This is a genomic window from Longimicrobium sp. (assembly GCA_036389795.1).
GTDB lineage: Bacteria > Gemmatimonadota > Gemmatimonadetes > Longimicrobiales > Longimicrobiaceae > Longimicrobium.
The window spans coordinates 1-15508 of record DASVWD010000248.1; the positions used below are offsets into that span (position 1 = coordinate 1).

Consider the following 15508-nt stretch of genomic DNA (forward strand, 5'->3'; position numbering starts at 1 on the left):
ATGGGTGTTCGAGGTGGACTTCGCCGTGCCCGTCTCGCCGCTCCTCGTCCTCGCCGCGGCGGTGACGGCGCTCGCGGGGGCGGTAGGGCTCTGGGCCAGCCGCGAGGTGTTCCGGCACACGCCGCTGGAGGCGCTGCGGGAGGAGTGAGGGTGCGCTTCCCTCGCTCACGCCGTGGAGAGGGGAAACACCCCGGCGCTTCGCGCGACGGGACGGGTCGTGCAGGGAGGGTCTATCGCTTTGCGGCAGGCTCTCGCGCGGGGCCCTCTCCCGCCGCCTGAGAGCGGCAACCCTCTCCCAGGTTTGGGAGAGGGTGGACTTTGCGGCTTCGCTGCGAGGAGCGGGAGCCTCGTAGGGGCGAGGCATGCCTCGACCGGCGGATGCCAGTACATGCTCGGCAGGCGGTCTCTTGCGCCGATGCCGCCTGTGCTCGGACTCGCATGCTCGCCCCTGCGATCCCCAGGAACCTGCGCGCGACGAAACCCGCGTGAGGGATGCGCGCCCGGAGGGCCGGGACGCCGCCGCGACACGGGGTTTCGTCGCGGCGGCGGCCCGGCGCGGTTGGGCACGGTCGTATCGTGCCCTACCGCGCGCGCAGCCCGGCCCGGAGCGCAGCGGAGGGACACGCCCGAACGAGCAGTTCGCAGTTCGCGGCTCACTTCAACCGCGGTCGTCGGGGAGCGGGGCGCCGAGGTAGCCGCAGAACATGCGGGCCAGCTCCGCGGCCAGGCGCTCGTCTGCGATCTCGCCCATGACGGGGCGCATGTGGGGGAAGAGCACGGCCTCGCGGGCGGCGGAGTGGCAGGCGGAGAAGCCCACGCGCAGCGCCAGCTCGGGGTCGGGGTGGCGCACCTCGGCCAGGCGCGCGCGCAGCAGGCGCCGGAAGGGCTCGTGCACCACCTCGACGAAGCGGTCGTAGGCGTCGGCGCCGGGGGCGCCGCCCGGGTCGGCGCGGCTGCGCTGCACCAGCTCGCGGATCACCGCGAAGTGGCGGCGCGCGCCGCCGATCACCAGCCGGAAGTAGGCCTCGGCCACGGGCGCGATCCCCCGCCCGCGCCAGCGCCCGGGCGCCAGCACGCGGGCCGCCTCGGCGGCGGTCTCGGCCACGTAGCCCTCGTAGGAGAGGTGCAGCAGCGCGTCGTGCTTGCTGGCGAAGCGGGCGTAGAAGCCGCCCACCGAGACGCCGGCGCGCTCGGCCACGTCGGCCACCGACAGGCGCTCGAAGGGGCGCGCGCGCAGCAGCTCGGCGAGCGCGCGGAGGATGCGCGCCTCGGTCTCGCGGCTGCGGTCCTGCTGCGGCCGGCGGGCGGCGGATACGGGAACGGGGGCGGTGAGGGCGGCGTCCATCGCGGCGAAAGGCGTCGGGGGTCCGGGGGATGCGAATCCGGTTCGCATCCTGCGGCGCGCGGCGGGGGACGTCCAGCGGGGTGGGACGGGGCGTGGCGGGGAGGGGCGAGGCGGGCTACTGCGCGGGATTGGATCCGCCGTCCAGGACGCGGCGGACCTCTTCGACCACGCGGCGCGGCTCCACCGGCTTGGCCAGGTAGCCGTCGCAGCCGGCCTCGGTGGCGCGGGCGCGGTCTTCGGGAAGGGCGTGGGCGGTGAGCGCGATCACGGGGATGCGCGCCGTCGCGGGGTCGGACTTGAGGGCCCGGGTGGCCTCCCACCCGTCGAGCTTGGGGATGGAGATGTCCATCAGCACCAGGTCGGGGCGGTCTTCGCGGGCGCGGCGGACGCCTTCCTCGCCGTCGTGCGCCTCCAGCACCGTGTAGCCGAAGTGCTCCAGCACGGTGCGGTAGACGATCCGGTTGTCTTCGTGGTCTTCGACCAGCAGGATCGTGCTCACGGCGGGGTGGGGTGGGGGTCCCTCGGAGGCCAGCCTGGCGGGGCGCCCGGCCCGATCTTGCTCCGGCGTTCTCAATCTGCTAGTCTGCGTTCGGCCTGTCAAATGCCGTTCGATCCGTCGAAGCGGCGAAACTCTTGCAGCGAGACCGGCCGGTGTTAGCCCAACCGACACCAGCAGTTGGAGTTGCGGTCCTGACTCCCGAGCCGAACGCAGCCCCGGTGCGCCGCAAGGCGGTGGAGCTGTCCGCCTTTTTCGAGCGCCTGCGCCAGCTCCTGGACGACCGGGGGATGTCGCAGGCGGACCTCGCGCGCGAGGTGGGGGTGGGCGTGGCCACGGTGAGCGAGTGGTTCACCCGCGGCCGCGTCCCCAACGGCGACGTGATGCTGCGCCTGCCGCACGCGCTCGCCGTGAACGGCCACTGGCTGCTGACCGGCGAGGGCCCGCGAGAGATGGACCGCAGGCGCGACGGCGACCCGTACCTGCAGGGCGCGCGCGACGCGATGGCCCTCCTCTCCCGCTCGCTGGAAGAGGCGGGGCGGCGCTTCGCGACGCCGCCCGGGGGCACGCCCCCCGACGCGCCGCCGGGGGCGCCGGTGGTAGAGATTCCCTGAAGTGATAGTCCTGAGTGCTTAGTCCTTAGTCCTGAGTGCCGAGTCCCAAGTGCTGAGTGCCGGGTCGTCGGATCGATAACTCGTGTGCAGTTCGGCACTTCGCACTCAGGACTCCGTACTTCGCACCGGGTCTTCCGACGCAGTCTTTCCCGTCCCGTGTCCCCGCGGCGCCCTCCGCGCGCGGGGGAGGTGAGAGGCGTGCCCAACACCCTGATCTCCGTAGACCTGCGCCGGCCGCCGGAGGAGCAGAACCCCAGGCCCCACAACCGCTGGCACCCCGAGATCCCCGCCGTGGCGGCGGTGGACCCCGGGACGGTGTTCCGCGTCGAGTGCCTGGACCTCACGGGCGGGCAGATCGTCAACAGCGACTCGGCCGACGACGTCCGCCGGATCGACCTGAGCCAGGTGCACTACCTCTCCGGGCCCGTGGCGGTGAACGGCGCCCGCCCGGGCGACCTGCTGGTTGTGGACATCCTGGACATGGGCCCCCTGCGCGGCGCGGAGTGGGGGTACACGGCGATCTTCGACAAGGAGACGGGGACGGGGCTGCTCACCGACGAGTTCCCCGACGCGCGCAAGGCCATCTGGGACCTGAACGGCGTCTACGCCAGCTCGCGCCACATCGAGGGGGTGCGCTTCGCCGGGCTGCCGCACCCGGGGGCGATCGGGTGCGCGCCCTCGGCGGAGCGGCTGGCGCGCTGGAACCGGCGCGAGCTGGCGATGCTCTCCATGCACGGCGGCACCTTCACCAGCGAGGCGGTGGTGCCGCGGGCCGAAGGGGCGCTGCTGGGCGGGCTCCCGGCGGGCGAGTACGCGCGGGTGGCGCGCGAGGCGGCGCGCACCTGGTCGGCGCGCGAGAACGGGGGGAACGTGGACGTGAAGGAGCTGGCGCGCGGCTCGCGGGCCTACCTGCCGGTCTACGTCCCCGGCGCGCACCTCTCGGTGGGCGACCTGCAGTTCTCGCAGGGCGACGGGAAGATCACGGGGCTGGGCGGGGTGAAGATGGCCGGCTGGATCGACCTGCACGTGGACCTGGTGCGCGGCGGGATGGAGCGCTACGGGATCGACAACCCGGTGTTCGAGCCGGGCCCGGTGGAGCGCGGCTACGGCGAGTACGTGACGTTCCAGGGGATCAGCGTGGACGAGAACGACACGCAGCACTACCTGGACGTGTGGGTGGCCTACCGCATGGCCTGCCGCCACGCCATCCGCCACCTGCAGATGTTCGGCTACTCGGGCGAGCAGGCGTACGTGCTGCTGGCGGCGGCGCCGGTGCAGGGGCGGATCTCCTGCATGCTGGAGCACCCGAACGTCTGCTGCACGCTGGCGATCCCCACCGCCATGTTCGGCTTCGAGATCGGCCCCGGCGCCGCGCAGGTCCGCAGCGAGCCGCGCGGCGAGCTGGCCCGGCCGTCGTAGGGGAGGCGCCCGGTCGCCGGGCGCCGCGAGCGCGGGGTGCGAGCGCCGGTCGCGAGCGCCTGAAGACGCTCGCTGGAACCACGGAAAGCCTCGCAAACCCCGCGAGGCTTCAACCGCATCCCACCTCGCGCCGGCGCTGGTCTCCGGCGGTCCGAGACCAGGCAGTCCACGCGTGCCGAGCCCGCCCTCGTGCCGAAGGAGCCCGCGCAGGCGGGCTTTTCGCCGTTGTTGCCGCGGGTTCACCCGCCCTTGCCCACCTTGCCCCACCGGCCGCGCCGCCAACTTTTCGGGGCGGGGCGGGATCTTGATGGGCGCAGGATTGTATTCGAGGCCCGGCCGGCGGCGCCGGCCGTGAACCCCCACGCGAGGTGAGGCTTCTGGCTACCGCGGAGAAGGAAATCGAGACGCTGCTGGGCGACGCGGCACAGCTGCGCGCGCAGGTGCAGCGCCGCATCGTCGGGCAGGAGGCGGTGCTGGAGGAGGTGCTGATCTGCCTCCTGGCCGGCGGGCACGCCCTGCTGGTGGGCGTGCCGGGGCTGGCGAAGACGCTGATGGTGCGCACGCTGGCCGAGGCGCTGGAGCTGGACTTCAAGCGCGTGCAGTTCACCCCCGACCTGATGCCCGGCGACATCACCGGCACCGAGGTGATCGAGGAGGACCGCACCACGGGGCGCCGCGCCGCGCGCTTCATCCGCGGCCCCGTCTTCACGCAGGTGCTGCTGGCCGACGAGATCAACCGCACGCCGCCCAAGACGCAGGCGGCGCTGCTGGAGGCCATGCAGGAGGGGCGCGTGACGGCGGGGGGCGAGGATCTCCTGCTGCCGCGTCCCTTCTTCGTGCTGGCCACGCAGAACCCGATCGAGCAGGAGGGCACCTACCCGCTCCCCGAGGCGCAGCTCGACCGCTTCATGTTCGACATCCGCCTGGAGTACCCGAGCGCCGAGGAGGAGGTGGAGATCCTGCGCTCGACCACGGGCGTGATCGACGCGCCGGTGGAGCGGGTGCTGGACGCGGAGCGCGTGCTGACCCTGCAGCGCTGGGTGCGCGAGGTGCCGGTGGCCGACAACGTCTTCCGCTACGCCGCGTCGATCGCCCGCGCCACGCGCCCGGGCGACCCGAGCGCCACGGACGACGTGCGGCGCTGGGTGCGCTGGGGCGCCGGCCCGCGCGCCGGCCAGGCGCTGATCCTGGGCGCCAAGGCGCGCGCGCTGCTGGCCGGCCGCTTCCACGCCACGCCGGACGACGTGCGCCGCGTCGCCCTGCCCGTGCTGCGGCACCGCGTGCTGGTCAACTTCCACGCGGAGGCCGAGGGGGTCGCCACCGACCAGGTGGTGGCGCGGCTGATGGACGCGGTGGAACCGCCGCGCAGCGGACTGTAGCACGATGGTGATTTCTGCGCGGCGGCGGGGTGCCCCTCTCCCCCCCGGCCCCCCTCTCCCACGAGGGGAGAGGGGGGAGAACACCTCGCGGGAGGACAGCCGGGTGCCTCGCGCGGGGACCCGTTGGCGCGCTGAGTTCCCCCTCCCACCGCGCAGCGGGGGGAGGGCCGGGGAGGGGGGCTCCCCACCGCCGCGCCGAAGCCGGCCGGAGCGCGCGGAGTCTGACCGACGCGCTGAGTTCTCGCTCTCCCCCAGCGTTTTTTGGGGGAGAGGGCCGGGGAGAGGGGGCTCTTCGCGGCCGCGCCAGAGCCAGGCGTTCGGGTGCAGATGAGCGCCTCCACCGACTTCCTGCCGCCGCGGCTGCTGGAGCGGCTGGGCGGGCTGGAGCTGATCGCGAAGACCGTGGTGCGCGGGTTCCAGGCGGGGATCCACCGCTCACCGCTCCGGGGGGCGGGGGAGGACTTCGCCAAGCACCGCGACTACCAGCAGGGCGACGACCTGCGCTACCTGGACTGGAAGCTCTACGCCCGCACCGACCGCCTCTACGTCCGCGAGTTCGAGGAGCGCTCGAACCTGCAGGCGTACGTGGTGATCGACTCGTCGGCGTCGATGGAGTTCGGCGGGGCGCAGGGGGTCTCCAAGCTGCGCTACGCCTGCTACCTGGCCGCGGCGCTCGGGCACCTGATGATCGGGGCGGGCGACGCGGTGGGGCTGGCGGCGTTCGGGGCGGAGCCGCGGCTGCTGCTGGCGCCTCGCGCGCGCCGGGGCCATCTCCACGACCTGCTGCTGAACCTGGAGCGGCTCCAGCCCGGCGGCGGCGGGAGCGCGGCCGACGTGCTGGACCGCCTGGGCGTGGCGATGCGGCGCGGCGGGCGCGTGGTGCTCGTCTCGGACCTGCTGGAGGACGACGACGGCGCCGCGCTGGTGACGGCGGCCGGGCGCCTGCGCGCGCGCGGCGACGAGGTGATCGTGATGCGCGTGCTCACCCCCGAGGAGTCGGGCGAGGCGGCGCCGGACGCGGGGCTCTTCTTCGACCCCGAGCACCCGGGGCGCCAGGTGCCGGCCGCGCCGCGCTTCGACGCGGGGTACGCGCGGCGGGTGGCGGCGTACTACGACTCGCTGGCGGACCGGCTGCGCGAGCGCGGCGTGGAGTACGTGCCGCTGACCACCGCGCAACCGGTGGAGGAGGCGCTGGTGGCCTGGGTCAACCGGAGGCGCGGGTAGGCTCGTGCTCACCTTCGCCGTCCCCGCCTTCCTGCTCGCCGGGGCGCTGGCCGCGCTGGTGCCGCTCGCGCTGCACCTGATCCGCCGCCGCCCGCCCTCGCGCGCGCCGCTCCCCACCGCGCGCTTCCTGAGCGAGGACCCGCGCACCTCCGTCCGCCTGAGCCGGCCGACGGACCTGCCGCTGCTGGCGCTCCGGATGCTGCTGCTGGTGCTGGCCGGGGCGGCCTTCGCGCGGCCGCGCTGGGTGCCGGCGCCGGAGGGGACCAGCGAGGTGGTGCTGCTGGACCGCGGCGCGGCGATGGCGGCGGGAGACGGCTGGCGGCGCGCGGTCGACCTCGCCCGACGCAGTCTGCTGGGGCCCGAGGGCGAGGCGCGCGGCGAGCTGGTGCTGTTCGACACGGCGGCGACCCGGATTCCGCGGCGGCGGATCACCCCCGCGCTCTTCGACTCGCTGGCGGCGGCGCGGCCAACCGCGCGGGAGGTGCGCTACGCGGCGGCGGTCCGGGCGATCCTCCCCGCCGCGCGCGAGCTGCGGGGCGCGGACTCGGTGCGCGTGACGCTGCTCTCGCGGCCGCGCTGGGGCGCCTGGAGCGACGGGCTGGCGCCGCTGCGGCGCGCCGCCTGGGCCGGGGGGATCGCGATGCCGGAGCTGGGCGCCGCTCCCGCGCCGTCCGACAGCGCTCGGGCTCCGGGAGATGCGAAGCGGGCGCTGGTGATCGGCTCACCGCGCGCGGGGGGATACGTCTCCGCGGCGCTGGCGGCGACGGGGTGGGCGGTGGACCGGGTCTCGGCGCTCGACGGGCTCCCGGCGCGGGCGGCGGACCTCTACGTCGTCCTCGCGCCGACGGCCACGGCCGCGGCGGCGGCGCTGGAGGAGCGGGGACGTGCCGGGGCCACCGTGCTCGTCGCCGGGCCCGGGGCGACGCAGGCGCTGGCGCGCGCGCTGCCGTGGGCCGGGGTCACCCGCGAGGGTGCGCCGGGCGGCGGGCTGTGGATCGCGGACGACCTCCCGCTGCTGGAGGGCTCCGCCGCCGCGACGGGCGCGCCGAAGCCGGGCGCGTCCGTCGTCGCCGCGTGGGACGACGGGCGCCCGGCGGCCGCCGCGGCGAGGCTCGGGCGCGGGTGCGTCGTCTTCGCCGCGACGGACCTGGAGGGCGGGCGGATGCCGCTCTCGGCCGCGTACCCGCGCGCGCTGGACCGGCTGGCGCGCGGGTGCGAGTCGTCTTCTGCGGCTTCGGTCGATGGGGATGCGCCGCTGGACGCCGGGGCGCGGGCGGTGCTGCGGGGGACGGGGACGGCCGTCGTGGCGGCGAACGCGATCCCCGGATCGGGGGGCGGTGTGCCGCTGGGGCGGTGGATCCTGGCGGCTGCGCTCCTCGTCGCGGCCATTGAGACGCTGATCGCTTATCGGCCGAGGGCGTGATGGAGGGTCGTGCGCGTCGCCGACATTCGTCGCCCGCAACCTCCGTCGAAGGGCGAATGAATTCGCTGCAACAACTACACGAAGCCTCCCTGCGGAGGCTGCACGAGCAAGCTCGTGCTTGACCGCACGGGGTGCACTGGCGGGATCTAAGGTGAATCGAGAATGAGCACGCTCGTACGCCAGCCGGCCACGTCTGCGCCTCCGCTTCTCACAGGGGTGGAGGGGATCGTCGCGCGTGTGCGGGGGGCGTGGCGGCGGTCGGTGCTGCTGTGCGCGCTGGTCGTCGCCCCGGCGCTCTTCGCGCTGGCGGCGGTGCTGCTCGTCGCGGCCGACCTGCTGCTGCCGATGCGGGCGGCCGTGCGCGAGGTGCTGCGCTGGCTGCCGCTCGCGCTCGGGCTCGGGTGGATCGCGCTCTCGATCTATCGCGTCTTGCGTCCTCCCGCGCCGCGGCGGTTCGCGCTGCTGGCGGAGGAGCGCATCCCCGCCCTGGAGAACCGGCTGGTGACCGCGCTGGACGTGCGCGAGGTGCCGGACGGACCCGTAGGGCGCGCCTTCGCGGCGGAGGCGGAGCGGCGGCTGGCGGGGGTCGCCGTGCGCGGCGTGGCGCCCGTGCGCGCGAAGGCGCCGGCCATCGTCCTTGCGGCGTCGCTCACGCTGGCGGCGGCCTTCGCGCTGGCGTTCCCGTCCGCGGCGGCGGAGGCGTGGGAGCGCTGGGCGCACCCGCGCGACGCCTACGAGACGCGCTGGCGCGAGGTGCGGGCGAACACGCTCCCCGGCGCGGAGGCGCCGCCGATGCCCGTCTTCGAGGAGCTGCGCTGGCGCGTGGCGCCGCCCGGGTACGCGGGGATCGGGGCGACGGAGGGGCGCGGCGAGGAGCAGGTCTCCGCACTCCCGGGGAGCCGCGTGCGGCTGCGCTCGGCGTACTTCGACCGCTGGGACGCGGTGCGGGCGACGCGGATCGGCGGGGGGGCGCTGCCGGTGAGCGTGGACGGCGGCGAGTGGAGCGTGGAGTGGACGCAGGCGCCGGGCGAGCGCGGCGTGTCGCTCGAGGCGGTCGCGGGCGGCGAGGTGGTGGCCCGGCGCGTGGTCCCCGTGGCCGTGCTGCCGGACCGCGCGCCCGACGTGGAGCTGAGCGCGCCGGAGACGGACCTGGTGCTCGCCTCGGGGAAGGGGCGCGTGCCGATCCGCGCCACGGCGGCGGACGACTACGGCATGGGCGAGTTCAAGCTCTCCTGGAGCCGCACGCGCGGCAGCGGCGAGACGTTCGAGTTCCTGGAGGGCGAGTGGCGCTTCGAGAGCGTGCGCCGCGCGGGGAAGGGCGTCACCGGCGAGCTGGCGCTGAACCTGGACGCGCTGCAGCTCCAGCCGGGGGACGTGATCCACGTGCGCGCCGTGGCCGCCGACCGCAACGACGTGACGGGGCCGGGGGAGAGCGTCTCGCGCACGCGCATCCTGCGCGTCGCCCGGCCGGAGGAGATCAGCCAGGTCAACACCGACATCGGCCTGCCGATGGAGCTGCCGGAGGACCCGCTGCTCAGCCAGCGCATGCTGATCCTGCTGACGGAGCGCCTGATCCAGCAGCGCCGCCGGCTCCCCGACGAGCAGTTCCGCGAGCGCAGCTCCGACCTGGCGTTCGAGCAGGGGCGGCTGCGCGAGCGGGTGGGCGAGCAGATCTTCACCCGCGCCACGGGGGCGATGGCGGACCCCGGCGTGGAGCGCGGCTTCACCGAGCAGGGCGGCGCCGGGCACCAGCACGAAGGCGAGCAGCGGCCGGCGGAGGGGGAGAAGGAGTCGCCGGAGCGGGTGCTGGAGGAGGCGTCGGAGGCCACGGGGGAGGGGTCGCTGGAGGAGGTGACGCACCGCCACGACGCGGACCCGATCCTGGACGTGAACAGCACGCTGCTGCGCCTCTACAACCTGATGTGGGACGCGGAGCGCGAGCTGAACCAGGCCGTCCCCGACGCCGCGCTCCCGCCGATGCGCCGCGCGCTGGTGATCATCGACGAGCTGCGCAAGGCGGAGCGCCGCTTCCCGCGCGGGCAGGTGAAGATCGACCCGGTGGACGTGGCCACGGCGCGCGGCCAGGGAAAGCTCGACGAGGCGGCGCCCGTGGGGCGCGGGGCCGGCGCCGCGCTCCCCTCGCCGCTGCCGCTGCTGGCGGCGCTGGACCGGCTGGCGGCGTCGCTGGGCCGCACGCCGGCGCGCCGGGCGTCGCTGGAGCTCTCGGCCCTGGCGGCGCGCGTGCTGGGCGACTCGGCGGGGGACGCGGAGGCCGCGTCGCTGGTATCGCGCGCGGCGGGGGAGGCGGGCGCGGGGCGGGCGGACGCGGCTCGGGGGCTGCTGCTGCGCGCGCGGGGGCGCCTGGCGCCGGTCGGCGGGGCCGGCGGACGCCCGGTGCCCTCGACGGCGGACCCGGCGGCGGCGGAGTACTTCCGGCGGCTGGGGCGGGGGGGATGAGTGCGAAGTGCGAGGTGCGAAGTGCGAAGTGCGTGACGGGATCGGTGCGGGGGCGGGGGCCCTCACCCGCCGCCTTGGAGCGGCAACCCTCTCCCAGCTTCGGGAGAGGGTGGACTTTGCGGGCTCGGTGTGGGACGGGGTTGCCGGCTGTCCCCTGTAACCTGTTCCCTGTCCCCTGCCGTTCAGCGTGAGGGATGCGCGCCCGGAGGGCCGGGACACGGGCGTGCCGGGGGTTTGGCACGACCGTGGCCCGGCGCCGTTGGGCACAGTCGTATCGTGCCCTACGGCGCGCGCAGCCCGGCCCGGAGCGCAGCGGAGGGACACGCCCAGACTGCAGTGCGAAAGTGTGTGAGTGCGAAAGTGCGAAAGTACGGTAGACGGGTGACGAAGATGGCCGCGGCGGTGTCGGCCCTGCTGGCGCTCTCGGCGTCGGCGCGGCCGGGGCAGTTCGTGTTCGCCACGGCGCGCTACGAGTCGGGCGACTGGGACTCGGCGCCGCTGGTGCCCACCAACATCATCCACGCGGTGGCGCAGTACACCGCCATCCCCGTGGCCGCGCAGGGGGTGACGGTGGACCTCTCCAGCGCGGAGCTGTTCAAGTTCCCCTTCGTGTTCATGACGGGGCACCTGCCCGTGCGCTTCAGCCGCCAGGAGAGCGACAACCTCAAGGCGTACGTGGAGCGCGGCGGGCTGATCTTCATCGACGACCACAACCACGACGTCGACGGGGCGTTCCACAAGACGGCCACCGCCGAGCTGCGCCGCATCTTCGGCCCCGCCGCGCTCAAGGAGATCCCCAACGACCACGAGCTGTACCGCGCCTTCTTCACCTTCGCGGACGGGCCGCCGACGACCAGCCACGAACTGAACGGCTGGGGCGACAACCTGGTGCACGAGCACCTGCTGGGGGTGGAGGTCAACGGCCGCCTCGGCGTGCTCTACTCCAACAAGGACTACAGCTCGGAGTGGGGATACCACTACCCCAACAAGCGCTTCCTGTCGATCGACAACACGCGCTTCGGGGTGAACGTCGTCGTCTACGCGCTGACGCGGTGATGGCGAGCTCTCCGTCTCCGCCGGCTCCGTCAAGGGCGGATGAATCCGCGGCAACAACTGCAGGAAGCCTCCCTGCGGAGGCTACGGGGCGGGATCCGCGCGTCGGGACGAGGACCGGCGCGGGGGCGGATTTGCCTCAGGACGGCGGGCGCGGGATCGATCTCGCGTTCGCGTTGCGCGCGATCGTCCTGGCGATTCTGGTCCTCGCGCTCGTCCTTCCGTCCGTCTGGCGGGAGCGGGGGAGGGATTCGCCCGGCGTCTTCTGGGTCAATGACGGGGCGGCGCGGGCGGACGAGCTGCTGGGGGCGGCGCCGCCGGCGCTGATCGCGCGGGAGGCGTCCGACCCCCCGACGGCGGCGGAGCTGGACGTGCTGGCGGGGGCGGCGGAGCGCGCGCCGCTCTACGCCGGCCTGCCGCGCGGGGTGCGGCTGATCGAGGCCTCGGCGACGCCGCACCCGCTGGCCGGGCGTGCGGCCGCGGTGTCGTTCCGCCTGCGCGGGCGGCCGGGGGACCAGGCGCGCGTCTACCTCTCCGAGGCGGGCGGGGTGGTGGACAGCGTGCGGGTGCGGCTGGACGGGGCCGGGGTGGCGGAGGGCGCCTTCCGCGTGCGGCCGGCGGTGCCGGGGTGGCGGGAGTGGTCCGTCCGCGCGGCATGGGCGGGCGGGGCGAGGGATGCCGATGCATCTGCGACGCTGGCAGGGGCGTGGGTGGACTCGGCGGGGCCGCCGCGGGTGCTGGTGCGCGCGGGGTTCCCGGACTGGGAGTCGAAGTTCGTGGTCCGCGCGCTGGAGGAGTCGGGCGCGCGGGTGCAGACGAGCCTGGCGCTCGGGCGCGGGCTGGCGGTGGAGCAGGGCGGGGGGGCGATCTCGCCCGCCCGGCTGGCCGCCTTCGACGCGGTGGTGGTGCTGGACGGCGCGCCGCTGGGCGACGGGGACCGGGCGGCGCTGGTCGACTTCGCGGCGCGCGGGGGCGGGGTGCTGCTGGCGGGCGCGCACGCGGCGGCGCCGGGGTTCGGGCTGGCGGCGGCGGGGCGCGAGGCGGTGGTGAGCGGCACGGCGATCCGCTGGAGCCTGCCGCCGGAGCTGGCGCCGCTCCCCGCGGACCGCGTCAGCTCGGCGGGGGCGCCGCTGGCCGGGGTCGCGGCGGGGGCGACGGTCGGCGCGGCCGCGTCGCAGGGGGCGGTGCTGGTGCTCCGGCCGCTGGGGCGCGGGCGGGCGGCGGGGCTGGCGCTCTCGGAGACGTGGCGGTGGAGGATGGAGGCGGGGCGCGTCGCCGAGCACCGCGAGCTGTGGCGCGGACTGGTGGACTGGCTCTCGTCGGCACCGCGCGGCCCGCTCACCATCGACCTCCCCGAGCCTTCGGGTCCGCCCGGCGTCCGGCGCGAGGTGCGGGTCTTCGACGCGCGCGGCGAAGCGGGCGGGCCCGTGCCGCCGCTGGTGGCCACGCGCCCGGGCGGCCGCGCCGACACGCTCGCCCTGGCGCGCGACCCGGCCGCTCCCGGCGTGCTGCGCGCCTGGTTCCTCCCCGGCCCGCAGGGCCTCTACGCCTTCGCTCTCGCCGGACGCGCTCCGAGCGCCGCGTTCCGCGCCTCCCCTACCTCGTCCGACGCGGATGCGTGGGCGCGCCTCTCGCTCCTCGCCGCCCGCTCCGGCGGCCGCGCCCTCCCCGCCGACTCGCTGCGCCCGACGGTGGAGCGCCTGGCCGCCGGCCTCCCGCGCGGGGACCGGCGCGGGGTGAGCCCGTGGCTGCTGTTCGCGCTGCTGCTCGCGGCGGCGGGGGCGGAGTGGGCGATCCGGAGGCTTTCCGGTCGGGCGTAGGTCGTCCGGGAGAAATTGATGGACGCAGACCATCTACTGCCATAAGATAGGAACGAGGGCTCTCCCCGCGCCGCCGGGGACGCCTCGCCCCTCTCCGTCGTGTCTCTCCGGCGACCCTCCGCCGTCCGATCTCCCGTTCCCCCCATCATCCCGCGAGGTTCACATGCGCGCGCCGTCATTCGCACCGTCTTGCCGAAGCATCGTTCTCAGGCTGCTGTCCGTCGCCGCGATCGGCGCGGTGTGCGGGTGCGCCTCCCTGGACTCCACCGGGAGGCGGCTCGGCGCCAGCGTCGGATCCGGCGTGGTGAGCGGTGCGACGAAGAGCTTCAAGTCGCAGCTCACGCCCGCGCTGAACCGCGGGGTGGAGGGGGCGCTGCGGGGGGCCAGGTTCCAGCTCGACACCGCGTCGGCGCTGCTGGTGGAGCGCGGCAACCAGGCGATCGGCGGCTACGGCGCGCAGTTGGAGCAGACGGTGCGCGGCCCGCTCTCCGACGCGCTGCAGGAGCTCGTGCGCGCCAACGTCCGCGCGGCGGGCGAGCAGGGGAGGGCGCAGGCCACGCTGCTGACCGGCCAGCTGAGCGCCGACCTGGGCGCGCTCACGCCGCGGCTGGACAGCGCCGTCACCCACGCGGCGGCGAACGCGACCGCGGCGGTGACGAAGCAGCTCGCCCAGGACCTGCGCGGGGAGCTGCGGACCTCGCTGGTGGCCGCGGCGGGCGACATCGCGGACAAGGCCGCCGCCCGCGCGGTGCGGTCGGTGGACCAGGGGGCGCGGCGCAGCCCGCTGGTGAAGTGGGGGATCGGGATCGGGGTGGCGCTGGCCGTCGCGGCGCTCGGCGCGGTCGCGGTGCGCGTCTACCGCGAGCTGCGGCACCGCCAGGCCGCGCTCGACGCGGTCGCGCAGGTCATCCGCGAGTCGCAGGACCCGCGGCTGAAGGAGGCGGTCAAGGAGCGGGCGACGCAGATGAACGTGGAGCCCTGGCTGAATTCGTACCTGAAGCAACGCGGCTACCTGAGCAAGATGGGTCAGAAGATCCCGGCCCCGCCCCTCTTCGACGGGGGGGCCGAGGCGGAGTCCGACAAGGCGCCGGTCGCCTAGCCGCACTCGCCCGGCCCGGTCCGGAGCCACGCCGGCCCTGGCCGCCTCTGCCGCGACGGGCGAAGAAAGGACGGGGTGGGGCGACGCGTGTCGCCCCACCCCGTTCAGCGATCCTTCCGGCGGAAACCGGCCCCCTGGCCCGATCACCCGCCGGAGCGGTCGCTTCCCATCCCACCGCCTCCGCCACCGCCCATCCCGCCGGGGCCGCCGAGGTCACCGCCGCCGCCGGCGCCGCTCATCCCACCGCCACCTCCTCCACCCGTACCGCTCATCCCACCGCCTCCGCCACCGCCCATCCCACCGGCGTCGTCGAGGTCGCCGCCGCCACCGCCCATCCCACCACCGCCTCCGGTGCCCCCCATCCCGCCGCCGCCGAGGTCGCCGCCACCGCCGGTTCCACTCATCCCACCGCCGCCACCGCCTCCCATCCCGCCGGCGCCGCCGAGGTCACCGCCGCCACCACCGGCACCGCTCATCCCACCGCCGGCACCGCCATCGGCGCCAGCCGTCCCCCCTCCACCACCGACGCTGCCCTGGTCCTGTTCCATCGCGAACCTCCCTCGCTGTGAGTGGAAGCCTGTGGAGCGGCGCCGGGTGGACGCAGCTTGCCCGCCCGCCGCCCGTCACGTGCGCGGGAAACGGCTCCTCTGTTACAGTGGAAGGACGCAGCCGGCCGGGGATCGCGAAACGAAAGCGCGGGACGGACGTGGCCGCCCCGCGCTCGCGCGAGCCGCTCGCTCGGGGGCGATCAGCCGCCGTCCGGGCTGACCTCGCCGGAGGTGGGCGTGCCGCCCCGCGACGCGGCGCCGCCGGTGGGAGCCGCCCCGCGCGATCCGGCGCCGGTGGCCGCGGAGCCGCCCAGCGCGCCGCCGGTCCCGCCGGTGCCGCCGCCGCTCCCCGACAGGCCGCCCGCGCCGGTGGACGGGTCCGCGCCGCCGCCGGCCGTGCCGGTCATCCCGCCGCCGGTGTCGCTCCCGCCGCCGCCCGAGGTGCCGCCGCGGCCGGGGACGCCGCCGCCCTCGAAGCCGGTGCCGGGCCCCGCACCGCGGTCGCCCATGGAGCCGGGGTTCGCTCCCGGGTCGCTCGCCCCGCCGGTGCCCGCCGCGCCCCCGAAGCCGCCCCCGCCGCCCTGCAGCGCGTCTTCCGCGATGCCGCGGTCGCCCTCGGGCGCGCCGCCGC

Annotated in this window: 12 protein-coding genes; 9 read left to right on the forward strand and 3 right to left on the reverse strand. The window is 75.8% G+C overall.

Annotated features, from left to right (window positions below; translation table 11 throughout):
• Positions 1 to 658: 658 nt before the first annotated feature.
• A complete protein-coding gene (locus VF746_29310) occupies positions 659 to 1345 on the reverse strand; it encodes a helix-turn-helix domain-containing protein (protein HEX8696554.1) in 687 nt (228 codons plus the stop codon).
• A 115-nt stretch (positions 1346 to 1460) separates the two neighbouring features.
• Positions 1461 to 1844 carry a response regulator gene (locus VF746_29315; protein ID HEX8696555.1) on the reverse strand — a complete coding sequence of 128 codons (384 nt, stop codon included), beginning with the start codon at positions 1842 to 1844 and terminating at the stop codon, positions 1461 to 1463.
• A gap of 218 nt (positions 1845 to 2062) precedes the next feature.
• Between VF746_29315 and VF746_29320 the strand changes: the two genes are divergently transcribed.
• The 9 genes from VF746_29320 (at position 2063) to VF746_29360 (ending at position 14329) form a co-directional block, all read left to right on the forward strand.
• On the forward strand, positions 2063 to 2455 hold the full coding sequence (locus VF746_29320) for a helix-turn-helix transcriptional regulator (GenBank protein HEX8696556.1): 393 nt from the start codon (positions 2063 to 2065) through the stop codon (positions 2453 to 2455).
• A gap of 198 nt (positions 2456 to 2653) precedes the next feature.
• Positions 2654 to 3874: a formamidase gene (gene fmdA, locus VF746_29325; protein ID HEX8696557.1), complete on the forward strand. Its 1221-nt coding sequence runs from the start codon at positions 2654 to 2656 to the stop codon at positions 3872 to 3874.
• Positions 3875 to 4242: 368 nt separating this feature from the next.
• On the forward strand, positions 4243 to 5253 hold the full coding sequence (locus VF746_29330; protein HEX8696558.1) for a MoxR family ATPase: 1011 nt from the start codon (positions 4243 to 4245) through the stop codon (positions 5251 to 5253).
• 327 nt (positions 5254 to 5580) lie between these two features.
• Positions 5581 to 6477, forward strand: coding sequence for a DUF58 domain-containing protein (locus VF746_29335; GenBank protein ID HEX8696559.1), 897 nt, complete (start codon positions 5581 to 5583; stop codon positions 6475 to 6477).
• A gap of 4 nt (positions 6478 to 6481) precedes the next feature.
• Entirely contained in the window at positions 6482 to 7900 is a 1419-nt protein-coding gene (locus VF746_29340; GenBank protein ID HEX8696560.1) for a BatA domain-containing protein, read from the forward strand.
• Between the two features lie 162 nt (positions 7901 to 8062).
• The gene (locus VF746_29345; protein ID HEX8696561.1) at positions 8063 to 10357 is read left to right on the forward strand and encodes a hypothetical protein; all 2295 of its coding nucleotides are present in this window, start codon (positions 8063 to 8065) and stop codon (positions 10355 to 10357) included.
• 390 nt (positions 10358 to 10747) lie between these two features.
• Positions 10748 to 11413 carry a DUF4159 domain-containing protein gene (locus VF746_29350; protein ID HEX8696562.1) on the forward strand — a complete coding sequence of 222 codons (666 nt, stop codon included), beginning with the start codon at positions 10748 to 10750 and terminating at the stop codon, positions 11411 to 11413.
• A 173-nt stretch (positions 11414 to 11586) separates the two neighbouring features.
• Positions 11587 to 13230: a hypothetical protein gene (locus VF746_29355; protein ID HEX8696563.1), complete on the forward strand. Its 1644-nt coding sequence runs from the start codon at positions 11587 to 11589 to the stop codon at positions 13228 to 13230.
• A 304-nt stretch (positions 13231 to 13534) separates the two neighbouring features.
• Positions 13535 to 14329 (forward strand): hypothetical protein, encoded by a 795-nt coding sequence (locus VF746_29360; GenBank protein ID HEX8696564.1) that lies wholly within the window; start codon positions 13535 to 13537, stop codon positions 14327 to 14329.
• A gap of 748 nt (positions 14330 to 15077) precedes the next feature.
• On the opposite strand, the gene VF746_29365 is transcribed toward VF746_29360, so the two are convergent.
• Positions 15078 to 15508 (reverse strand): hypothetical protein (locus VF746_29365; GenBank protein HEX8696565.1); only part of this gene is annotated, 431 nt, incomplete at its 5' end.